Consider the following 21,171-nt stretch of genomic DNA (forward strand, 5'->3'; position numbering starts at 1 on the left):
GCTAGGCTGGTTCCATGAGCAACGCAGCGCCCGTCTCCGGCATCGAAATCGACGAACTCGACCCGGCGATCCGCCCGCAAGACGACCTGTTCAGGCACGTCAACGGCCGCTGGATCGACCGCACCGAGATCCCCTCGGACAAGGCGAGGTACGGCTCCTTCGCCGTGCTCGCCGAGAACGCGGAGGAGGCCGTGCGCGACATCATCACGGGCACCGACGCCCCCGCAGCAGGCGCCGCAGCGGAGTCGGAGGCGGACAAGGTCGCGGCGCTCTACGCGAGCTTCATGGACACTGAGCGGGCAGACGCCCTCGGCGCGACGCCCATCGCCGACGACCTCGCGCAGGTCGCCGCGGTCGCGTCGATCCCGGAACTCGTCGCCCTCGTCGCCCGCCTCGAGCGCGAGGGACTCGGCGGCTTCTACGGCATGTTCGTCGACAACGACCCCGGCGATCCCGCGCGCTACATCGTGTTCGTGATGCAGGGCGGGATCGGGCTGCCCGACGAGTCCTACTACCGCGAGGAGCAGTTCGCCGAGATCCGGGATCAGTACCGCGCGCACATCGCCCGCATGCTGACGCTGGCGGGCGTCGCCGATGGCGACGAGGCCGAGCGGCTTGCGGGCCTCGCGTACGAGCTCGAGCGCCGGATCGCCGCCACGCACTGGGACAAGGTCGCGAGCCGCGACATCCAGAAGCTCTACAACCTCCGCAGCTTCGCGCAGCTCGGCGAGATCACGCCGGAGCTCGACTGGTCGGCGTACCTCGCCGCCATGGGTGCGCCCGAGGCGGCCTTCGCGGAGGTCGTCGCGGCGCAGCCCGAGGCGCTCGCAGGCCTGTCCGCTCTGCTGGTCGAGGACGAGCTCGAGTCCTGGAAGGCGTGGCTGACCTGGGCTCTTGTGCGCGGATCCGCCGCGCTCCTGTCGCAGGAGCTGTCGCGGGCGAACTTCGAGTTCTACGGCACCGCGCTCACGGGGGCGCCCGAGCAGCGCGACCGCTGGCGCCGCGGCGTTTCCTTCGTCGAGGGAGCGATGGGCGAGGCCGTGGGCCGCCTCTACGTCGAGCAGCACTTCGACGAGGAGGCGAAGTCCGAGATGGACGGGCTCGTCGAGCACCTCATCGAGGCGTACCGCTCGTCGATCCAGAACCTCGACTGGATGGGCCCCGAGACGCGCGAGCGCGCGCTCGAGAAGCTCGACCGCTTCACGCCGAAGATCGGCTACCCCGTGAAGTGGCGCGACTACTCGGCGCTCGCCGTCGACGCGGGCGACCTCGTGGGCAACTCGCGCCGCGTGGCCGAGTACGAGTTCGCGCGCGAGCTCGGCAAGGTGGGCAAGCCCATCGACCGCGACGAGTGGTTCATGACGCCGCAGACCGTGAACGCCTACTACAACCCCGGCTTCAACGAGATCGTGTTCCCGGCCGCGATCCTGCAGCCGCCGTTCTTCGACAAGCACGCGGACGCGGCCGCGAACTTCGGCGCCATCGGCGCCGTGATCGGCCACGAGATCGGGCACGGCTTCGACGACCAGGGATCCCGCTACGACGGCGACGGCCGCCTCACCGACTGGTGGACCGAGGAGGACCGCGCCGCCTTCGAGAAGCTCACGAAGGCGCTGATCGGGCAGTACGACGCGCTCTCGCCCGAGGGCGCAGACGGCCAGAAGGTCAACGGCGAGCTCACGATCGGGGAGAACATCGGCGACCTGTCGGGGCTCGAGATCGCGTGGAAGGCGTACCTGCGCTCGCTCGGCGGAGAGGAGCCGCCCGTGATCGACGGGCTGAGCGGGGCGGAGCGCTTCTTCCTGTCGTGGGCGCAGGCCTGGCAGCAGAAGTCGCGGCCTGAGGAGACAAAGCGCCTGCTTACGATTGACCCGCACTCGCCGAACGAGTTCCGCTGCAACCAGATCCTGCGCAACCTCGCGCCGTTCCACGAGGCCTACGGCACGCAGCCGGGCGACGGCCTGTGGCTCGACCCCGAGGAGCGCGTCAGCATCTGGTGACGGCCTGCGCGCCCGCGCGTTTGTCGTTGTTAGCGATTTCGGGGCTTCGCGGGGCGCTGAAGCCCCGAAATCGCTAACAACGGGGGGCCGGGGCGGGGCGGCCGGGCGGCCGGGCCGCCGCGGGGCCTGCGTTCCCTCCGCGATCTGCGTTCGTTCGCACCGATCCGGGCCCGCGCGACTGAGCGATTGCAGATCTCGGAGCGACCGCAGATCTCGGAGCGACCGCCGCCCGCCAGGAGGTTGTTAGCGATTTCGGTTCGTATCCCGCGTCATACGGACCGAAATCGCTAACAACCTCTTCCCGGGGGCGGAGGCGTGCGCGAAACTGGGTGCGGACGGAGGCGTGAGCATGGGGCGATTCATTGCGGAGTTCCTCGGCGGCGTCGGGCTCGGCGAGGGCAGTGAAACTCCCGATCCCGCGCGGATCTCCCTGCGCGGAGGTGGGCCCGTCCCGCTGCCGGCGCGGCTGCCGGTGGGCGAGCTCGCGGCCGACGCAGTCGGGGCCCTCGCCCTCGCGATCGCCGCGCTGCGGGCAGGCGAGGGCGAGAGCGCCGGATCCGGAGCCAGCGGGGCCCGGATCGAGCTCGACCCGGCGCGCATCTCGCGCTCCTTCCGCAGCGACCGGCTCGGCCGCATCGGCGGCGCCCCGCCCGACGTCTGGAGCCCGCTGACCGGGTTTTTTGAGGCGTCGGACGGCTGGATCCGCACCCACGCGAACTACCCCTGGCACGCCGAGGCGCTCCTGCTGGCGCTCGAGGCCGGAAACCGGGAGGCTCTCAGCCGTGCGATCCGCGAGCTGCCGGCCCGCGAGGTGGAAGCTCGGGCGTTCGCGGCCGGTGCGCTCGCCGTCGCGGCGCGCACCGCCAACGAATGGGCCTCTGAACGGGGGCCGCGGGGTGCGGCAGTGCGATCGGTTGCGGGGCGAAGCGCCGGATCCGGATCCGGATCCGGCCGCTCATTCGCCGGGAGGTCCCGCGCGCAGGTCGACCGCGGGTCGGCCCCACTCGCTGGTCTCCGAGTGCTCGACCTCACGCGGGTGATCGCCGGCCCGGTCGCGACGCGTGCGCTCGCGGGGCTCGGCGCTGACGTGCTGCGCATCGACTCGCCGAGGCGCCCCGAGCCGCTCTGGCAGTGGCTCGACACGGGCAGGGGCAAGCGCTCGGCGCTGCTCGACTTTGTCGACGCGACCGGGGCTTCTCGCCTGCGCGCGCTGCTTGACAAGGCCGACGTGGTCGTCACGGGATCGCGGCCGGGGGCACTCGCGGCGTTCGGTCTCGAGCCCGAGCAGCTGGCGGAGTCGCACCCGTCGCTCGTGCTCGGACGCGTGCGCGCGTGGTCGCCCGGCGGGGGCGGCGCGTGGGCCGAGCGGCGCGGGTTCGACAGCCTGGTCCAGGTCGCGAGCGGGATCGCGCTCGCGGAGGCCGGTCCGGCGGGGACTGCGGCGGCGGGTGCCGGGGCTGCGGGCGCCGGTGCTGGGGGCGCCGGGGCTGCGGCGCCAGGGCGACTGCCGGCGCAGGCGCTCGACCACGCGGGCGGAACGCTCCTCGCTGCCGGGGTGATCGCGCGGCTGCGCGAGCCGGCGCCGGCCGCGTTCGTCGAGGTGTCGCTCGAGGGGGTGGCGCGGGCGCTGCTCGAGGCGGGGTTGCCAAGTGAATCCGCAGATCAGGCTCGGGTTCCGGATCCGGCTCTGGATTCGGCGCTCGACGCGCCGCCGGCGAGTGTACCGAGCGCCTGGGGTGAGCTCGCGATCGTGGGGGAGGCGTACGTGCCCGAGTGGCGCGGGGATCCGGGGCCCTGGTCGGGACGAGAGTTCGGCGCCGACGACCCGGAGTGGCTGCCGCGCTGAGCGCGCGCGGCGCTCGCTCCGCATTCTGCGCTCGTTCCTACGAAAGCGCGCACATTCGACAGAACGAGTGCAGATCTCGGAGGGAGCGCGCGCCGCAGCCCCTCGCGCGTGCCGCGCGCCCGCACTCCCGCAACGGGCACCGCGTTGTTAGCGATTTCGGCTCGAATAGCGCCTCAATTGACCCGAAATCGCTAACAACAATCCGGGTCAGGCGGCGGAGTCCTGGTGGGGCGGGTAGACCGGCGGTGCGTAGCGGGGCGGCGCGTAGCGCGGCGGGGCCTCGGCAGGCGGCGCCGCGTACACGGGCGGCGCGTACGCCACCGGGGGCTGGCCCGGCTGGAGCAGGAGGGTCTCGGGGTGGACCGGCGCCTCGGCCAGGAGATCCTGATCCTGCGCACGATTCTTGCGGCCGGGGAGCAGCAGGCGCTTCCTGGGCGCGCCACCCCCGCGGCCGTCGACCGGCAGCTGCAGGTGCTCCGGCAGGATCAGCGGGGCGGGCCCGAAGGCGCGGCGCGACGACTTCACGACGCCGCGGCCGAGCAGGTGGTTTCCCGTACCGCCGATGACGGCACCCACGCCGTAGGGGACCGCCTTGCCGATCACGGAGGCGGTGCCCGTCTGCGCGAGCCGCTTGAGGAAGCTCGCGCGCAGCCGGTCGAGGAGCGGGCCGACCGCCTGGCGCGGCAGCGACGAGGTCACGAGCTCGCCCCAGAAGGCGCCGCGCGTCGCGCCGCCCATCACCTGCCCGGAAACCTGCTTGAGCAGGGAAACACCCTCCTCCCCGAGCATCATGGCGAGCACGAGCGACTGCGAGCGCTCCGGATCGAGGCGCGAGATGCCGTGCACCTCCGAGACCGAGTGCGCGAACAGCGCCGAGGCCTCCACGAATCCGATGGTCTCCGCGCCCGAGAGCGCGAGGGAGGTCGCGGTGCCGACGCCCGGGATCGCGGCGGCTGCGCCGACCGCCCCGCCGCCGACCGTCACGGTCGCGAGGAATCGGCGCTCGAGCATGCGCACGAGTTCCGCGGGCGTAGCATCCGGCCGCTTGGAGCTCGCGCGCCTGAGGTGAGCGAGTACGAGCGGTTCTTGCACCGCGAGGACGCGATCGAGCGCCTTCTCGACGGCCTTGACCGTCGCGCGAGTCGTCACCCCGGAGGGTCGCGCTGGCTGCGGGGCCTGCCCGGCCGACTGCCCCGCAGGCTGCGCCGACTGCCCGGAGGCCTGCTCGGGGTGCTGCGGAAAATATCCCTGGTCCATGGGCAGAATGCTAAGTCGGGATGGGTGCCAGGTCACGCATGTTCACTGTGCGCGAAGCGAAGCTGGGAAGCGGCAGGGGAAGCGGTTACGCCCCGGTAACGGCGGCCGCCCGCGCGCTCTCGGCGGCGTGCGCGCCGCACTCGCTCGCGCCGGCGTGCGAGGCACACGCGACGAAGCGGGCCCGGCACGAGGCGTCTGCGCAGTTCGCGACGACATTCGAGGGCTCGCCGCAAACGCCGCAGCGGCCGATCACGGCGGCGCCCGGCGCAAAGTCCATCGCCTCGCGGCCGTCGAACACGGCGAGGGATCCCTCCCACAGCCCGTCGTTGCCGAAGGCCTCGCCGTAGCGCACGATCCCTCCGTCGATCTGGTAGACCTCGTCGAAGCCGCGCGTGCGCATGGCCGCGGACAGGATCTCGCAGCGGATCCCGCCCGTGCAGTAGGTCACGACGGGGCGGTGCTTCAGCTCGTCGAACGCGCCGCTCTCGATCTGCCTGATGAAGTCGTGCGTCGTGCGGGTGTCCGGTACGACGGCGCCGCGGAAGCGCCCGATCTCGGCCTCCCACGCGTTGCGGCCGTCGAAGAAGACGACGTCGTCGCCGCGCGAGGCGACGAGTTCGTTCACGGCCGCGGGCGACAGGTGCTCGCCGCCGCCGACGACGCCGTGCGCGTCGACCTGGAGTTCGTCCGGGATCCCGAACGCGACGAGCTCATCGCGCACCTTCACGCTGAGCTTCGGGAAGTCGGCGAGCCGCTGCCACGGGGCGCGCCGGTCGATGCCGTGCAGCAGCTCGGGCTCGCTCGCGATGAATCCTGTGCCGTCGCTCCACTTCGCTTCGAGCCCGGCGAACGGGCCGTACTCGCGCGCGCGCCGCAGGTACTGCTTGCAGGCGTCGAGCTCGCCGCCGACGGTCCCGTTGATGCCGTGCTTCGAGATGATGATCCGGCCGCGCAGCCCGAGCGACTCGCACAGCTCGCGCTGCCACAGCCGCACGGCCTCGGGGTCGGCGACCGGCGCGAAGACGTAATACAGCAGGATCTTGGGCTCGCTCACCCGTCCATGGTACGCGCGGCACCGGATCGCGTACCGCTTGACCTTGACGTAACGTCAACTTCTATCGTGAGGGTGTCGGCGCGATTCGCGCGCCGCACCCCCGCAGGAATGGACAGGAATGGAGAGGAGCAGGCCGATGGAACTCGCGATCACCGAGGTCGCCCGCGTCGCGGGAACGACCTCGCGCACGCTGAGACACTACGACGCGGTCGGCATCCTGAAACCGAGCCGGATCGGCCACAACGGCTACCGCTTCTACGACGACCGCGCCCTCATCCGGCTGCAGCGCATCCTGCTGCTCCGGGAACTCGGGCTCGGGCTCGACGCGATCGCCGAGGTGCTCAGCGCCCAGGACGAGCGGAGCGGGGCGGAGGGAAGCGGCGGCGAGGCCGAGATCCTGAGCCAGCATCTGGAGCTCCTGCGACGCGAGCGGCTCCGGATCGAGGCCCAGATCGCATCCGTGGAACACACGATCGCGGCGCTGCAGCCTGGCGGCGGGCGTGGGCCCGCCGGCACCCGGAACAACGAGAGGAAAGAACTGATGGCAGAGAAGATGTTTGACGGCTTCGACCACACGGAGCACCGCGAGGAGGTGGAGCGGCGCTGGGGCGCAGAGGCCTACGCGAAGAGCGACGACTGGTGGACGGGCCTGGGCGAGGACGGCCGCGCCGACTGGAAGGCGGCCGCCGCGCGGCTCGGCGCCGACTGGGCGTCGGCGGCCGGGGCGGGGATCGATCCCGCGTCCGAGGAGGCGCAGCGGCTCGCCGCGCGCCACGTCGAGTGGCTGCGTGCGGTCCCGGGCACGCCGGCGGCTGCGGCGGCCTCTGCGGCCAAGGGCGCACGGGGCGCCGGGGGCGCAGGCCTCGCGGGTTACGTGCTCGGGCTCGGCGAGATGTACGTCGCCGACGAGCGCTTCGCCGCGAACTATGGCGGCGTGGAGGGCGCGAAGTTCGTGCGGGACGCACTCAGGGCGTACGTGGCCCGCGAACTCGCGTAGCCGCGAGTCGCGCGGCGCCGCGAACCCGCGAAACTACGCCCTGGCCTGGGCCTCGCGCGCGTCGTCGATGCGCTGCTGCTGCTCGGCGGTGCGCGTGAGGGGCGGCACGACCTCGTGCTGCTCGTTCACGATCACCACGTCGTGGTCGACGTGGTCGACCATCGCGTGCACGGAGTCGATGAAGTCTTTGCGGCGGATCGCGTCGAGCACGCGGGCGTGATCCCGCTCCATCTCGGTTCCGGTGGCGACGTTCGCGAGGCGGCCGCGGTGCTCGGGCGTGCGCAGCTGCGCGTTGATGCCGTCGTAGAGCGACGCGAGCAGGCGATTCTTCGCGGAATCGAAGATGAGACGGTGAAAGCGGCTGTCGAACGCCGAGTCCTCGCCGTCGGCGAAGCCGAGCACGGGGCAGCGGGTGCAGCCGATCTCCTCGGATGCGGCGCGCTCGAGCGACGCCACGTCCTCGTCGGTGCGGTGCATGGCGGCCTGCTGGGCGGCCTCGACCTCGAGGGCGCGGCGGTAGCTCAGGATCTCCTCGAGCGTGAACGCGCTCAGGAACTCGTTGAGCATCGCGCTCGTCGGCGCCGCCGCGCGCACGAACGTGCCACGCCCGGGGAGCGTCTCGAGCATGCCGACGCTCGCGAGCGAGCGCACGGCCTCGCGGATCGTCGAGCGGCCGACACCGGTCGCCTCCGCGAGCTCGGGCTCGATGGGGATCCGGCTGCCGACCGGCCAGTCACCGGAAGTGATCTTGCGGCGCAGGTACGCGAGCGTGGTTCTCGCCCGCTCAGACCCTGTCGTCGTTGCCATGATCGCCCTTCGTTCGTCGTGCGCAGACAGCACAAAATGTGCAGGCGCGCAGCCCGGATTCCCAGTATAGCGAGCGCTTTGGCCCCGAACGCCTGGCCACATGAGGCCCCTGGCCATAGGCTGAGAGCGGGCGAATCAGAAGCGAGGGAAACCATGACACAGCCAAATCCGGGCAGGGGCGCCATCAACCCGTATGCGGGGATGCGCGCCGTGCCGAGTTTCACTCTGACCAGCACGGAGATTCAAGACGGCGAGCCGCTGCCGGCGGAGGTCTACGCCGAGGCGGCGGGCGGATCGAACCGCTCACCGCAGCTCGCGTGGTCGGGATTCCCCGAGGGGACGAAGAGCTTCGCCGTGACCTGCTTCGACCCGGATGCGCCGACGGGATCGGGATTCTGGCACTGGGCGGTCGCGAACATCCCCGCGACCGTGACTGAGCTCGGGCCGGACGCCGGGGCACTCGGTGGAGCGGGCCTCCCGGCGGGTGCGACCATGATGCCGAACGAGGCTCGCGAGCCCGCGTTCACGGGGGCTGCGCCGCCCGAGGGCACCGGGGTGCATCACTACTGGTTCGTGGTGCACGCCCTTGATGTTGAGCGCGTCGAGGTTGATCCGCAGGCGACGCCAGCGGTCATGGGCTTCATGATGCGCGAGGCCGTGCTTGCGCGCGCGATCATCGTCGCGACCGGCGAATTCGGCGGCGCGGCCTAGCCAGTCACCGCGGGCGGTACTCGCGTTCCTGGGTCAACACGGCCGCTTTCCGCGCACCGGGATCCGCGCGGTGCCGGTGCTCGCGCTCGAGGCGGTCTGCTTCGCGGCGGGCCTGGATCCGGATCCGGGCGCCGTTCGTGGCCGCGGGTTCTGCGCGGCGGCGCCAGGCACAGCACCGGCTCCGGGGGCGCCTGGCGGACCCGCGGAGCCCACGTGTCCAGGTGCGCAGGTGCGCACGAGAGGAAGGGTTCGGTTTTCGAGGTGGCTCTCGAGTGCGAGCCGCGTCGAGACGCGGGCGACGCCCTCCGTGTTCGACACGAGGTCGAGCACGCGCTGCATGTCGCGGGTCGAGCGAGACACGATCGTCGCGATCATGTCGTAGTCACCCGTGATGGTGTGCAGGTCGACGATCTCCGGGATCCGCGCAAGGCCATCGGCGACGCGGTGATGCCCGATCGACTGCCGGATCTGCAGCGTGCAGAAGGTCCTGAGCGGGAAGCCGAGGGCCTCCGGGTCGATCGTCGGGGCCTCGGACGCGATGACTCCGCTGCGTCGGAGTCGGTCGAGACGGCCCTGCGCGGTCGCGCGTGCGACGCCGAGTCTCCGCGCGCACTCGACCACCGAGATGCCCGTGTGCTCGCTGATGAGCGTGATGAGTTGGACGTCTAACTGGTCGATGCTCATGATCCTCCTCGATCCCCGTGAACAAGCTGTCGACTGAATTCGCGAACAGGCTATCCTCGCAAACCGCGAAGCGGGGCGGCCCTGTACCGAATGCCGAGGACTCTGTGCCTCAGCTATGGGTTGAGCGAGGGTGAGACCGTGCAAGCTGTACACAATCGCGTGCGGCTGCGAAGCCCTGGTGGCAGTGCTGTGCAGAAAATCACCCCGAATGTTGGCAGGCGATTGAGGGGTCGCCTACGCTCGACACCCGGACGGCGTTGTCCCATCGCCGACCTGACTCTCTCCCACCGACGGGCGGGCGTCTGAGCACAACGTCTCGATCACGAAGCAGCGCCCTGTTTGTGCGAAGTCGGTCACCGCGGTCTACCATTTTGGAATCGGCGCTTTTTCGCGCCGATTTCCGAGTTCGCCGTGGCACTGTCGCGGCGGTACCTCTTACTAAGGATCCGATACACATGCGACAGACTCCGTTCCGCCGCCGCGCACTCGCCATCGTCGGCGTCGCCGCGGCCGCCGCACTCACGCTCGCGGGCTGCAGCTCGTCAGACACCGGCTCGGGAAACGAGGGCGGCGACGGCGCCGGCCTCAAGAGCGTGAAGGTCGGGATCAGCCAGCTGGTCCAGCACCCCGCGCTCGACGCCGCCACCGACGGCTTCAAGCAGGCCTTCATCGACGCGGGCTATGAGGAGGGCAAGACGGTCGAGTTCGACGTGCAGAACGCCAACAACGAGCAGGCGGTTGCCGTCACCATTGCCCAGAACTTTGCAACCTCCGACAACGACCTCGTGCTCGCCGTCGCGACGCCTGCCGCGCAGGCCGCCGCGCAGGCAATCACCGACAAGCCGATTCTCTTCACCGCCGTCACCGACGCGGTTGCGGCGAAGCTGGTCGACTCGAACGAGAAGCCGGGCGGCAACATCACCGGCACGAGCGACATGGCGCCGCTCGAGGACCAGCTCAAGATGATCCAGCAGATCGTGCCCGACGCCAAGAAGGTCGGCATCGTCTACGCATCGGGCGAGGTCAACTCTGAGGTCCAGGTCAAGGCGGCGCAGGACGCGGCCAAGGGGCTCGGCATCGAGATCGTCACGAAGACCGTCACCACGGCCAACGACATCGCGCAGGCCACCGAGGCGCTCGGCGACGTCGACGCGATCTACGTGCCGACCGACAACATGGTCGTTTCGGGCATCTCCTCACTTGTGCAGGTCGCCGAGGACAAGCAGATCCCCGTGATCGGCGCCGAGTCGGGCACCGTCAAGGGCGGCGCAATCGCGACGCTCGGCATCGACTACACGGAGCTCGGCAAGCAGACCGGCGAGATGGCGATCAAGATCCTGCAGGACGGCGCCGATCCGGCCGAGATGCCCGTCGAGTTCTCCAAGGAGTTTGCATACGTCGTGAACCCCGATGCCGCGAAGCGCATGGGCGTCGAGATCCCGAAGGAGATCCTCGACAAGGCCGAGACCGTCGAGTAAGCCGAGTAATCGACTGATCCTCACTACCGAATAGGACACCTTCGCATGATCGGCGCGCTCGAACTGGGCCTCATCTACGGCGTGATGGCCCTTGGCGTCTACCTCACCTTCAAGGTGCTGAACTTCCCTGACCTCACGGTCGACGGAAGCTTCACCACCGGTGCGGCCGTCGCCGCCGCGCTGATCACGAACGGTCAGAGTCCCGTCCTGGCGACCCTCGCGGGTGCCGGGGCGGGGCTCGTGGCCGGCGTCGTGACCGGCCTGCTCCACACGAAGGGCCGCATCGACGGCCTCCTCGCGGGAATCCTCACAATGATCGCCCTCTGGACGATCAACCTCAGAATCATGGGCACGGCGAAAGAGGGCGCGACGGTGGCCGCGAACCTGCCGCTGCTGCGCGCGGAGACGGCCTTCACCCCGCTCCGCGACGCCGACCTCATGGGCACCTGGGGCTCCATCGGGATCATCGCGGTCGCCGTGCTGCTGCTGAAGTTCCTCGTCGACTGGTTCCTGTCGACGAACCTCGGCCTCTCGATCCAGGCCACGGGCGACAACGGCCCCATGATCAGGAGCTTCGGTGTCAACACCGACCGCACCACGATCCTCACGCTCGCGATCTCGAACGGCTTCGTGAGTCTCTGCGGCGCGCTCGTCGCCCAGTACCAGGGCTTCGCCGACATCAGCATGGGCGTCGGCCTCATCCTCGTCGGCCTCGCCTCGGTGATCCTCGGCCAGGCCATCTTCGGCCAGCGCTTCATCTGGCTCGCGAGCCTCGCCGTCGTGCTCGGCGCGGTGCTCTACCGCCTCATCATCTTCTTCGCCCTGCGCGCGGGCCTCGACCCGAACGACATGAAGCTCGTCACGGCGCTGCTCGTGGTGATCGCGCTGCTGCTGCCGCGCTGGGGCTTCCTCAAGCGGGTGCCGTCGCTGCGCGGGCGGGGCGGCAAGGTGCCGCCGCGCGATGCCGATCCGGATCCGGATCCGGTGCCCGCTGCGGCCGGCGCGGCAGGCGCCGCCGGTGCCGCGCACGCCTCGACCGAGAACTCAGGGAGGTAGTCATGCTCGGGATCGACAACATCGAGAAGACCTTCTTCCCCGGCACGGTCAACGAGCGCCGCGCGCTCGCGGGGCTCAGCCTCCGCATGAACGAGGGCGACTTTGTGACCGTGATCGGGTCAAACGGCGCGGGCAAGTCGACGCTGCTCAACGCCATCTCCGGCCGCTACACGGTCGACAAGGGCACGATCGAGATCGACGGCCAGCGCGTCAACCGGCTCAAGGAGTACCAGCGCGCGAAGTTCATCGGGCGCGTGTTCCAGGACCCGATGGCGGGAACCGCCCCCGACCTCACGATCGAGCAGAACCTCGCGCTCGCCGTGCGCCGCGGGCAGAGCCGCGGGCTCGGCCTCGCGCTCAGCCGGGCGCTGCGGGATCGCTTCCGCGAGGAGCTCCGCTCGCTCGAGCTCGGCCTCGAGAACCGCCTGACGGCGAAGGTCGGCCTCCTCTCGGGCGGCCAGCGCCAGGCCCTCTCCCTGCTCATGGCGGGATTCACGCACCCCAGCATCCTCCTGCTCGACGAGCACACGGCCGCGCTCGACCCGCAGCGCGCCGCGCTCGTGACCGAGCTGACCGACCGGATCGTGACCCAGGGCGGCCTCACCACCCTCATGGTGACGCACAACATGGAGCAGGCGCTCCGACTCGGAAACCGCCTGATCATGATGCATGAGGGGCGCATCGTCTTCGAGGCGTCCGCCGAGGAGAAGCAGCACCTCACCGTCGCCGGCCTGCTCGAGGAGTTCAGCAAGATCAAGGGCGCCCAGCTCGACGATCGCGCGCTGCTGTCCTAGGGGGCTGCTGGGCTTCTCCGCCCGGCGCTCGCTCCGAGTTCTGCGCTCGTTCCTAAGTTTCGGGGCGGGATCGACGGAACGAGCGCAGTTTACGGAGCGAGCGCAGGCGTGGGCGCTGGCTGGGGCGTTGGTGTTGGCGCTGGCGCGTGGGCTTCGGTGCGCCGGATCCTGAGTAGCCCACTTCCGCCCTGAACCGTGCGGCGCTCGCTCCGAGTTCTGCGCTCGTTCCTACGTTTCGGGGCGGGATCGACGGAACGAGCGCAGTTTGCGGAGCGAGCGCAGGCGCGGGCGCGGGATCCCGCGCCCGGAGTCGCCGCAGCCGCCGCAGCCGCCGCAGCCGCCCCAGGCGGAACGCGCGCGGCCTGCGAAGCCGCCGCGAGCCCGGCGCGCGCTCCGCGTTTCGCGCCCGCGCGCCTCTACAGTTGGGTCATGGCACCTGACACCTCCGATCCGGGTTCGATCTGGGGCGACGTCGCGGCGCGCGCGACGGAGCGCGTCGACGAGTGGATCGCGGCCCTCGGCGAGCGCGAGGACGCCCACCCCGCTGACCTGCTCGGCGGCATGCGCCGCGACCCTGAGAGCTTCGAGTTCACGCGGAAACTGCTCGAGCTTGTCGCCGGCACCGAGGACGCCTTCGCATCGGCCCTCGGCCTGCGCGAAATGGCCCAGGACGTTCCCGCGTCGATGCCCGTGCGCGACCGGATCGCGGTGCGCGCCGGCGGCGCGGCCTCGCTGGGCCTGCCGTGGGCGATCATGCCGATGGCGCGGCGGTGGCTGCGCGACCGGGTCTCCGGGCTCGTGCTCGCGACGAAGCTGCCGAGCGGCCAGGAGCAGGACGGCGCGGCAAAGTCAGAGGCAAAGCCCGGTTCAGGATCCGGATCCGGATCCCAGCCCCGCGTCCCCGCGCTCGTCGATGCGCTGCGCACCCACGCGGAGGCTGGCGTCGTGCCCGTGATCCGTCCGCTCGGGGAGCACGTTCACGGCCCGAAGGCGGCGGAGGCCGAGGTGCGGCGTCTCGCCCAGCTCGCCACCGTGACGACGGTGGGCCACCTGATCGTCGACCCCGCCAGGATCGTCCCGGGCGGCAGCGAGTGGAGCGCCGACGACGACGTCGCGCTCGCGGCCTCCCGCCTGCGCCCCCTGCTCGAGGCCTCCGCGGAGCACGGCACGGTCGTGACGCTCGCCCCGCGCTCGGTGCGCTGGGCGCGGCTGCTGCCGGACGTGCTGCAGGCAGCGCTCGGCGATCCGGCGCTCGACCGGGCGCGCGTCGGCGTCGGGCTACTCGCGGAGCTGCCCGAGTCGCGCGAGCTCTACGACCGCGTGAGCCGGTGGGCGCAGCGGCGCGTCGCCGAGGGCGGTGCGCCGGCTGAGGTCCTGATCGGGGTCGGTCGCGTCGCCGGGGCCGAGCGCATCGAGTCGATCGACACCGGGCTCGCGGTGCCCGTGATCGAGGAGCCGCGCGAGGTGCGCGCGCAGCTGCTGCGGCTCGCGGAGCTCGCGGTGCACCCCGGCCGCGCCGCCGTGCTGCGCCCGGTCATCGCCTCCGAGGACCCCTTCGTGCTCGGCGCCGTCGCCGAGCTCATTGCGCGGGCCGGCGCAGAGTCGCCCGGCGCCGCCGCGCTCGCGTCGGTCCAGCTGCGCAGCGGCGCGGCCCCCGGGCTCGCCGAGACCGTCGCAGGCTCGTTCTCCGAGGTGCGCGTCTCGCTGCCCGTGATCCCGTCTCGGGAGTTCTCGGGTGCGGTCGAGACCCTCGTCGCGTTCGCGGCCGAGGCCGCAGACCCCGACTCGGCACTCTCGCTGCTCGAGCGCCTGAGCGCGGATCGCGCGGCCGAGGTCGCCGCCGAGGATGCCACCGACCCTGCCGCTGCGGCCGCGGCGCCCGCCGGTGAGGGCGAGCCTGCGGCGCCGGATCCTGAGCCGGCGCCGGATCAGGATCCCGCGCCCGCGTCGGCGCTCGAGCCGCCAGCAGAGACGTTCATCAGCGTGAACACCGGCGTCGAGGTAGAGGTGGAGCGGGCTGATCCGGATCCGGAGCCCGCCGCGTCGCTGCGGCCCGCGCTCGCCGCGGCCGCCCGCGAGTTTGCCGCGGCGGCGCAGCTCGCCGTCGAGTGCTCGCCGCCCTCGCACCGCACGCAGCTGCGCGCGCGGGAGTGGGACCCGACCGAGCGCGACAGTGCGCTCTTCTACCGCGCCCCCGAGGAGCCCTCGCGCTTCGACACGGGTGGGCTGACGGCCGCCGTGCTCGGCCTGACCAGGGGAGACACGGGGGAGTTCCAGCTCGAGGAGCTGCAGAGCCCGCTCGCGATTCCCGTGGTCTCGGAGTCGGGCTTCGCGAACGAGCCGCAGACCGACGCGAGCATCGCCGCGAACCGGGACTGGGTGCGCGGCCTCCTCGAGGACGCCGCCGAGGAGGCGAGCGAGCGGGACCAGATCAACGAGACCGTGGCGCTGTCGATCGCGGATCTCGACCCGACGGGCGTCGTGCAGGTCGCACGCGAGACCGGCGAGCGCTGGGGCTCGCTGCCGCACACGGCGCGCGCCTCGCGCCTGCGCCGCGCGGCGCTCGCGGTCGTCGCGGCGCGAGACCGCCTGATCAGGGCGCTTGCCGCCGACACCGGGGCGCCCGCGCCCGAGCTCGACGCGGAGGTCGACGACCTCGTCGACGCCGCCAGGTACGCGGGGCAGCTCGCCGAGAACCTCGGCGCCGTGCGCGGCGCGGCCTTCGTCTCCGAGGGGCTCGTGCTCGTCGCCGCCGACGACCAGACCCCGCTCGCAACGCAGGCCGAGGCCGTGCTCGCGGCGCTCGCGGCGGGAAACGGCGTCATCTGGACCGTGCCGCAGCGCGTGAGCCGCGCCGCGGAGGTGCTCGTCGAGGAGTGGCAGATCGCGGGCATCACCCCCGGGGCCGTGCGGCTCGAGGCCACGGTCGTGGGGCACACCGTCTCCGAGATCGCGGCGCGCCCCGACATCGACCGGGCCGCGCTGCTCGGCGACCGCGACACCGCGCGCGAGCTCTCCCGCCGCCGCCCCGACCTGCGCGTCGAGGGCCGCTTCCACGCGCGCGGCGCGATCGTCGTCGCGCCCTCGGCCGACCTGGACTCGGCGGTGCGAGACATCGTCGCGTCGGCGCTCAAGGGCGCCGGATCCGACCCGCGCGCCGCCCACGTCGCGATCCTGCTCGGCAGCGTCGCCCGCTCCAAGCGCTTCCGCGAGGGGCTCGCCGACGCCGTGCGGGCGATCCGGGTCGGCGACACCGCGCGGCCGGAGCACGAAGACCCGCTCGGCTTCGCGGTCGGCCCGCTGCCGGCGCCGCCGGAGAGCGCGGCCCTGCGCGCGCTCACGGAGCTCGGCAAGGGCGAGGAGTGGCTCGTGCGCCCGCGCCGCCTCGACGAGGACGGCCTGCTCTGGACGCCGGGCGTGCGCACCGGCGTCGCCGCCGGCTCGCGGTTCTGGGACGACGCCCGCGGGGTGCCCGTCATCGGGATCGCGCACGCGCACTCGATGGCGGAGGCGATCGCGCTGCAGAACGCGGCAGGCAGCGGCGCCGTCGCGGGGATCCAGTCCTTCGACGACGAGGAGATCCTCGCCTGGCTCTCCGAGGTGTCGGCGGCGACCCTCGCGATCAACCGGCCGACGACCGAGGCCCGCATCGAGCGCCAGCCCGGCGGCGGCTGGGGAGACGCGACGATGGGCCTCCCGGCGCTCTCGGGAGGGCCGAACCGCCTGATCCCGCTCGGATCCTGGGAGCTCCGCGAGGGCACACGCAGCGAGACGCTGCACCTGCGCGGGCTCGCCCCCGAGGTACGCCTCATCATCGAGGCGGCGCAGCCCAACCTCAGCTACGAGGACTTCGACGCCGTGCGCCGCGCCGCGCTCTCCGACGCGATCGCCTGGCGCACCTCCTACGGACTGCTGCGCGACACGATCGGGCTCGGGATCGAGCGCAACGCCCTGCGCTACGTCCCCGTGGCGACGCACGTGCGCCTCGCCGAGGGCGGCTCGATCGGGCAGCTCGTGCGGGTGCTCGCCGCCGCGCTGCTCGTGCGCGCCCCCGTGACGGTGTCGACGGGCGAGCTGCTGCCCGAGGAGGTCGGCGACTTCCTCGAGCGGCAGGGCATCGAGGTGTCGCTCGAGCGCGACGACGACTGGGTCGAGCGGCTCGCCGTGTCGGGGCCGCTCGGGGCCGACGGGGTGCGGGCCGAGCGCGTGCGCCTCATCGGCGGCGACGCCGTGCGCACCGCCGAGTGGATGGGCGGGCTCGACCGCGCCGCCCTCTGGGCCGAACCCGTGACCATGGCCGGGCCCGTCGAACTCCTGACGCTCCTGCGCGAGCAGGCGATCTCGGCGCGGGCGCACCGCCACGGCTTCGCCACCCCAGCCCCCGGCCTCGACGCCCTGATCGAGGAGTGGGGGTAGGGGCTGGGTTGCGGTTGCGGTTGCGGTTGTTAGCGATTTCGGGGCTTCGCGGGCGCCGGAAGCCCCGAAATCGCTAACACCCTCCCGCGGGCCGCAGGTTGTTAGCGATTTCGGTTCGTATAGCGCCGCTTACGAACCGAAATCGCTAACAACCGCCGCTACCGGCGCATGGGGGTGTGCGGGATCCCGTCCTCGAGGAACTCGGGGCCCGTCTGCGCGAAGCCGAAACGGGCGTACCACTCGGTGAGGTACGACTGCGCGTGGATCAGGATCGGGCGGCCGGCGACCTCGCCGATCGCCGCCTCGACGAGCGCGGCCGCGATCCCGCGCCCACGCCACTCCGGGGCGGTCACGACGCGCCCGATGCTCACGAGCCCTGGCTCCTGGGAGTCCTCGGGCAGGATCCGCAGCGAGGCGGCGATCCCGCCGCCCGCGGACTCGGCCCAGAGCTGGATCGCGCCCGCCTCGAGGTCCCGCCCGTCGAGGTCGAGGTAGAGGCAGTCCTGCTCCAGGGCAAAAACCTCCTGCCGAAGCTTCGCGATCCGATAGAACACGCGCGCGGGCATCTCGTCGAGGCCGCGCGCGACGCGCAGGGTGAGCTCAGTGGGCAGAGCTGGCGATGCGTTCATGGAACGATCCTGCCACGCGGATCCCGATTTCCGTTCGGAGGGGGTGAGGCGGTAATGTGGACTCTCGGTCGTGTTCGCGCGGCCAACGGCGGGTTACCCGAGCGGCCAAAGGGGGCTGACTGTAAATCAGCTGGCACTGCCTACGGGGGTTCGAATCCCTCACCCGCCACCAGCATGAAGGCCCCGGCCTCGTTGAGAAATCAGCGGAGTCGGGGCCTTTGTCGTTGCCGGGCGGCGCCGCGTGCGGTGGAATGGTCGGGGGCGACACGAGGGAGCCGGCATGCGCAGGGTACGACGCGAGAGACACCCGCTGTTCTGGTGGGGGATCGGGCTTGCTGTGGTCGGCCTGGCGCTGACCGTCGCGGTCATCATTGGCGGCCGGATCACGCCCCTCGGCGCTGCCGCGCCCGCGTTCACCGCGGTGCTGGGGTTCGCGCTCGCATGGCAGCGCCGGGGCGGGACGCCGACCGGCGGCTCAAGGAAGGAGCCAAGCCCGGCGCGGCGCCCCACTTCTCGCGACGAGCCCGCAAGTGCGCAGGCTCGGTTTCGCTCCGGGGCACGCTGTGGGCGCAGCGTCTCCTAGCTCCGGGGTCGAGCCGGGGGCCTTCGTCGTTGCCGCGCGGCGCCGGCACGCTAGTGTTGCGACGGGAGAGGCTCAGCGCCCCCGGCCATGACTTTCACTGGGAATGTAGTGAGGGCCTGGATCTTCGCCGGGATCTCAGGGTCCGCTGCGAGCGCCTCACCCCAGACGTAGACGAGGATGCGGCTGCCGTCCCTCTCGATCCCGGCCGTGCTCACTCCCAGCTGGGCACCCTCGGTGAAGATGCGATCGCGCGCCTCCTCGAGCGGGCCGCGCGGGTTCGCCGCGACGAGAATTGAGGCGCTCGTGCCGGGCGGCGCTTCCGTGAGTGCGTGGCGCAACGTCTCGGGAACTTCGCCATACCACCAGACGTGGGCGCCGCGATTGCCCCGCGCGATCTCAACGCCGGAGTAGCCGGGGTGAGATTCGAACTCTGCCTGAATCTCATCAATGTAGGCCGAGAGATCGTTGGTCATGGGTCTCGGCCCCGAGTCTGCTGCGTCGATGGCAGCGGGTGCGGCGGGTGAGCTGGATCCGACGCACCCCGCGAGACCGACAGCAGCGGCGGCGAGCGCCGCGCAGGTGATCCAGCGCATACCGGCCTCCCCAGCCGATGATCCCGTCTCTGCACACCCTACAGGCGGGTCGTGAACGACGGGATCTCGCCGGGTCACGGAGTGTAAACAGGAGGCGGCGAGAGGGGGTCCCGGGCCGCGCCACGCAGCGCCCGCGCGACACAGGCGCGGGCGAGCGCCAGCCCGGGATCGACCACGCGGATCTCGTGCCGAACCTGTGCGCGGGCGAGCGCGAGTGGCAACTCCGTGCAGGCGGCCACGAGCGTGGGGACGCCCCTATTCGTGAGGGAATCGAGCACGGGGAGTAGCCGCTGTGCTCCGAGGGGCTCATCGCCAGACTTGACGGCGGCGATTGCGGCGCTCACTGCGGCCTGCTCAGCGGGGACTGGCTCCACGGAGATGAGGCCGCGGGCGCGCAGTGCGCGCTGGTAGAGTCCGCTCGCGAGCGTCGCCCGTGTTCCGAGCACCGCGACGGGGTGGCCGGCGCCTGGTTCCGCGCGGATTTCCGTCACCGTCGTGTCGATCATGTCGATGATGGGGATCTCCACGGCTGTGCGCACGGCGTCAAGAAACAGGTGCGCGGTGTTGCAAGGAATCGCCAGAAAGTCGGCGCCCGCGTCGCGTAAGCGTGTCGCTCCCGCGACGAGGGCGGGAATCGGGCTTTCCCCGCAATTGAGGAACGCGTCGGTCCGGTCGGGGATCGACGGGTCCGACCAAACGAGCGTGCGGAGGTGGTCCTGATCCCGGTGTGCTGGGGTCGCAAGGACGATCTTGCGGTAGAAGTCAGCTGTCGCTGCAGGTCCCATGCCTCCGAGCACGCCGATGACCGCGGGCCGGTTCTGTGACTGCGGCATTGCGCCCCCTCCGAACGTCAATCTTCCCCTCGAGCAAAGCTAGGGAATTCGTCGACACGTCCGCACCGCGAGATCGCGATGCTGAGCAGCAGGAATGGGAAGGGTGGCAGCGTCCGGGCGGTCCGTCGCGCCTGCTACGTTCGGGAAGAGCGGTGTGAAAGGCGGGAGGGCAGCGGGATGAGCGATGCGCCCATGGCGGGGATCGTGATTAGCCCGATCCCACGAGAAAGCTGTCACGAGCGAGACGCGCGATCGCGCATTTCGGCAGCTCCTGCGCCGCTCTCGGGCATCTCGCTCGCGGTCAAGGACAACATTGACGTCGCGGGTGTTCCGACCACCGAGGGCTCCGGATGGGCAGCCTCAGAGGCTGGAATACCCGCGGTCTCCGCCCCCGTCGTCGCCGCGCTCTCCGCTGCCGGGGCCCAGCCGAGCGTGAAGGTCAACCTGCACGAGTTCGCCTACGGGGTCACGAGCGCAAACCCGTGGTTTGGCGCGGTGCCGAATCCCGTGCTTCCGGACAGGATCGCTGGCGGATCCTCGGGGGGAAGCGCGGCGGCGGTTGCTGCCGGGATCGCCGAGCTCGCTCTCGGAACCGATACCTCGGGCTCGATCCGGATCCCTGCCGGGTGCACGGGGGTCGTCGGGCTTCGTCCGCGCACGGGCACCCTCAGCCTCGCCGGCGTCGCCCCGCTGTGCCCGTCCTTTGACACCGTTGGGCCGCTCGCCCGGAGCGTCCAGCTTGTTGCGGCGGCCTGGACTGCGCTCGCGAAGGGCGCGGCGGGAACCGGCTTCCGGTCCGGGGGAGCACCCTTGGATCCTCCACGATCCTCGGCCCGGACGAGCCAGGAGGCGCCGCGCATCGCCGTGTATGACCCTGAGAGGACGTTGGACGCCCAGATCGGACCGGCACTTGCAGTGATGGGCGCGGCGACACCGCGGGAGTCGGGAGTCGACGAGCCGTGGATCGACCGCATCCTCGACCTGCTCTGGCCGGCGTTCCGGGCCGAGGCGGCCGCCACGCACGCCGATCGTTTCCGTGCTCGCCCGGATCAATACGGGGAGAGCGTCGCCCGCAAGCTGCGCGCAGCGGCCTCGGCGACGGCGGGGGACCGAGCCGCCTCCCTCGCACAGCTCGCTGCGGCGCGAACGCAGGTGCTCGCGCAATGGGATGCGGAGGGCATCGACGCGCTCGTCCTGCCGACCCTCGGCTGTCCCGTGCCCTGGGCCGACGCGGACGAGGAGGAGATCGAGGATCCCCTCGGTCGATACACCGCGATCTGGTCGGCGCTCGACCTCCCGGCGCTCGCGATCGGTCGTGTGCAGCTCGTGGCCAGAACGGAGGGCGAGGTGCTTGCGCTGGGAGGCGCACTCGAGGCGGCAGGCCTGCGGCCCATCCCGAACCTCTGAATGCTGGCGGCAGTTGCCGCAGCCGA

Annotated in this window: 16 protein-coding genes and 1 tRNA gene; 10 read left to right on the forward strand and 7 right to left on the reverse strand. The window is 71.5% G+C overall.

Going from position 1 to position 21,171, the window contains the following annotated elements:
• Positions 1 to 14: 14 nt before the first annotated feature.
• Complete coding sequence (locus ACOPJ3_RS02515) at positions 15 to 2,000, forward strand: M13 family metallopeptidase (RefSeq protein WP_427870258.1); 1,986 nt, start codon at positions 15 to 17, stop codon at positions 1,998 to 2,000.
• Between the two features lie 349 nt (positions 2,001 to 2,349).
• Positions 2,350 to 3,846 (forward strand): CoA transferase, encoded by a 1,497-nt coding sequence (locus tag ACOPJ3_RS02520; protein WP_427870259.1) that lies wholly within the window; start codon positions 2,350 to 2,352, stop codon positions 3,844 to 3,846.
• 207 nt (positions 3,847 to 4,053) lie between these two features.
• On the opposite strand, the gene ACOPJ3_RS02525 is transcribed toward ACOPJ3_RS02520, so the two are convergent.
• Positions 4,054 to 5,103: a hypothetical protein gene (locus ACOPJ3_RS02525; RefSeq protein ID WP_427870260.1), complete on the reverse strand. Its 1,050-nt coding sequence runs from the start codon at positions 5,101 to 5,103 to the stop codon at positions 4,054 to 4,056.
• 85 nt (positions 5,104 to 5,188) lie between these two features.
• Positions 5,189 to 6,157, reverse strand: a complete 969-nt coding sequence (locus tag ACOPJ3_RS02530) for a rhodanese-related sulfurtransferase (protein WP_427870261.1) — start codon at positions 6,155 to 6,157, stop codon at positions 5,189 to 5,191.
• Positions 6,158 to 6,293: 136 nt separating this feature from the next.
• Between ACOPJ3_RS02530 and ACOPJ3_RS02535 the strand changes: the two genes are divergently transcribed.
• The gene (locus ACOPJ3_RS02535; protein WP_427870262.1) at positions 6,294 to 7,154 is read left to right on the forward strand and encodes a MerR family transcriptional regulator; all 861 of its coding nucleotides are present in this window, start codon (positions 6,294 to 6,296) and stop codon (positions 7,152 to 7,154) included.
• Between the two features lie 33 nt (positions 7,155 to 7,187).
• On the opposite strand, the gene ACOPJ3_RS02540 is transcribed toward ACOPJ3_RS02535, so the two are convergent.
• Positions 7,188 to 7,961: a FadR/GntR family transcriptional regulator gene (locus tag ACOPJ3_RS02540; protein ID WP_427870263.1), complete on the reverse strand. Its 774-nt coding sequence runs from the start codon at positions 7,959 to 7,961 to the stop codon at positions 7,188 to 7,190.
• A 153-nt stretch (positions 7,962 to 8,114) separates the two neighbouring features.
• Between ACOPJ3_RS02540 and ACOPJ3_RS02545 the strand changes: the two genes are divergently transcribed.
• On the forward strand, positions 8,115 to 8,672 hold the full coding sequence (locus tag ACOPJ3_RS02545; protein ID WP_427870264.1) for a YbhB/YbcL family Raf kinase inhibitor-like protein: 558 nt from the start codon (positions 8,115 to 8,117) through the stop codon (positions 8,670 to 8,672).
• A gap of 33 nt (positions 8,673 to 8,705) precedes the next feature.
• On the opposite strand, the gene ACOPJ3_RS02550 is transcribed toward ACOPJ3_RS02545, so the two are convergent.
• A complete protein-coding gene (locus tag ACOPJ3_RS02550) occupies positions 8,706 to 9,356 on the reverse strand; it encodes an Lrp/AsnC family transcriptional regulator (RefSeq protein ID WP_427870265.1) in 651 nt (216 codons plus the stop codon).
• Positions 9,357 to 9,811: 455 nt separating this feature from the next.
• Here ACOPJ3_RS02550 and ACOPJ3_RS02555 point away from each other — a divergent pair, with 455 nt between their 5' ends.
• The 4 genes from ACOPJ3_RS02555 to ACOPJ3_RS02570 all read left to right on the forward strand — a co-directional run bounded on the left by ACOPJ3_RS02555 (position 9,812) and on the right by ACOPJ3_RS02570 (position 17,100).
• Positions 9,812 to 10,834, forward strand: a complete 1,023-nt coding sequence (locus ACOPJ3_RS02555; protein ID WP_427870266.1) for an ABC transporter substrate-binding protein — start codon at positions 9,812 to 9,814, stop codon at positions 10,832 to 10,834.
• A gap of 45 nt (positions 10,835 to 10,879) precedes the next feature.
• Positions 10,880 to 11,890, forward strand: coding sequence for an ABC transporter permease (locus ACOPJ3_RS02560; protein WP_427870267.1), 1,011 nt, complete (start codon positions 10,880 to 10,882; stop codon positions 11,888 to 11,890).
• Between the two features lie 2 nt (positions 11,891 to 11,892).
• The gene (locus tag ACOPJ3_RS02565; protein ID WP_427870268.1) at positions 11,893 to 12,684 is read left to right on the forward strand and encodes an ABC transporter ATP-binding protein; all 792 of its coding nucleotides are present in this window, start codon (positions 11,893 to 11,895) and stop codon (positions 12,682 to 12,684) included.
• Between the two features lie 429 nt (positions 12,685 to 13,113).
• A complete protein-coding gene (locus ACOPJ3_RS02570; protein ID WP_427870269.1) occupies positions 13,114 to 17,100 on the forward strand; it encodes an aldehyde dehydrogenase family protein in 3,987 nt (1,328 codons plus the stop codon).
• Between the two features lie 158 nt (positions 17,101 to 17,258).
• Here the strand turns inward: ACOPJ3_RS02570 and ACOPJ3_RS02575 are convergent, their stop codons facing one another.
• On the reverse strand, positions 17,259 to 17,729 hold the full coding sequence (locus tag ACOPJ3_RS02575; RefSeq protein WP_427870270.1) for a GNAT family N-acetyltransferase: 471 nt from the start codon (positions 17,727 to 17,729) through the stop codon (positions 17,259 to 17,261).
• Between the two features lie 87 nt (positions 17,730 to 17,816).
• On the opposite strand from ACOPJ3_RS02575, the gene ACOPJ3_RS02580 reads away from it, so the two are divergent.
• Positions 17,817 to 17,901 (forward strand) — tRNA-Tyr (locus tag ACOPJ3_RS02580).
• 461 nt (positions 17,902 to 18,362) lie between these two features.
• On the opposite strand, the gene ACOPJ3_RS02585 is transcribed toward ACOPJ3_RS02580, so the two are convergent.
• Positions 18,363 to 18,785, reverse strand: a complete 423-nt coding sequence (locus ACOPJ3_RS02585) for a hypothetical protein (RefSeq protein WP_427870271.1) — start codon at positions 18,783 to 18,785, stop codon at positions 18,363 to 18,365.
• A 194-nt stretch (positions 18,786 to 18,979) separates the two neighbouring features.
• Positions 18,980 to 19,738 (reverse strand): aspartate/glutamate racemase family protein, encoded by a 759-nt coding sequence (locus ACOPJ3_RS02590; RefSeq protein ID WP_427870272.1) that lies wholly within the window; start codon positions 19,736 to 19,738, stop codon positions 18,980 to 18,982.
• Positions 19,739 to 19,915: 177 nt separating this feature from the next.
• Here ACOPJ3_RS02590 and ACOPJ3_RS02595 point away from each other — a divergent pair, with 177 nt between their 5' ends.
• On the forward strand, positions 19,916 to 21,145 hold the full coding sequence (locus tag ACOPJ3_RS02595) for an amidase (protein ID WP_427870273.1): 1,230 nt from the start codon (positions 19,916 to 19,918) through the stop codon (positions 21,143 to 21,145).
• Positions 21,146 to 21,171 lie beyond the last annotated feature (26 nt).

This window comes from Leucobacter luti, assembly GCF_050310065.1.
GTDB lineage: Bacteria > Actinomycetota > Actinomycetes > Actinomycetales > Microbacteriaceae > Leucobacter > Leucobacter luti_B.

Coding starts and splice junctions, on each gene's coding strand:
- ACOPJ3_RS02515 (WP_427870258.1), top strand. CDS start 15: ATGAGCAACGCAGCGCCCGTCTCCGGCATCGAAATCGACGAACTCGAC.
- ACOPJ3_RS02520 (WP_427870259.1), top strand. CDS start 2,350: ATGGGGCGATTCATTGCGGAGTTCCTCGGCGGCGTCGGGCTCGGCGAG.
- ACOPJ3_RS02590 (WP_427870272.1), bottom strand. CDS start 19,738: ATGCCGCAGTCACAGAACCGGCCCGCGGTCATCGGCGTGCTCGGAGGC.
- ACOPJ3_RS02535 (WP_427870262.1), top strand. CDS start 6,294: ATGGAACTCGCGATCACCGAGGTCGCCCGCGTCGCGGGAACGACCTCG.
- ACOPJ3_RS02555 (WP_427870266.1), top strand. CDS start 9,812: ATGCGACAGACTCCGTTCCGCCGCCGCGCACTCGCCATCGTCGGCGTC.
- ACOPJ3_RS02595 (WP_427870273.1), top strand. CDS start 19,916: ATGAGCGATGCGCCCATGGCGGGGATCGTGATTAGCCCGATCCCACGA.
- ACOPJ3_RS02575 (WP_427870270.1), bottom strand. CDS start 17,729: ATGAACGCATCGCCAGCTCTGCCCACTGAGCTCACCCTGCGCGTCGCG.
- ACOPJ3_RS02585 (WP_427870271.1), bottom strand. CDS start 18,785: ATGACCAACGATCTCTCGGCCTACATTGATGAGATTCAGGCAGAGTTC.
- ACOPJ3_RS02565 (WP_427870268.1), top strand. CDS start 11,893: ATGCTCGGGATCGACAACATCGAGAAGACCTTCTTCCCCGGCACGGTC.
- ACOPJ3_RS02570 (WP_427870269.1), top strand. CDS start 13,114: ATGGCACCTGACACCTCCGATCCGGGTTCGATCTGGGGCGACGTCGCG.
- ACOPJ3_RS02525 (WP_427870260.1), bottom strand. CDS start 5,103: ATGGACCAGGGATATTTTCCGCAGCACCCCGAGCAGGCCTCCGGGCAG.
- ACOPJ3_RS02550 (WP_427870265.1), bottom strand. CDS start 9,356: ATGAGCATCGACCAGTTAGACGTCCAACTCATCACGCTCATCAGCGAG.
- ACOPJ3_RS02540 (WP_427870263.1), bottom strand. CDS start 7,961: ATGGCAACGACGACAGGGTCTGAGCGGGCGAGAACCACGCTCGCGTAC.
- ACOPJ3_RS02560 (WP_427870267.1), top strand. CDS start 10,880: ATGATCGGCGCGCTCGAACTGGGCCTCATCTACGGCGTGATGGCCCTT.
- ACOPJ3_RS02545 (WP_427870264.1), top strand. CDS start 8,115: ATGACACAGCCAAATCCGGGCAGGGGCGCCATCAACCCGTATGCGGGG.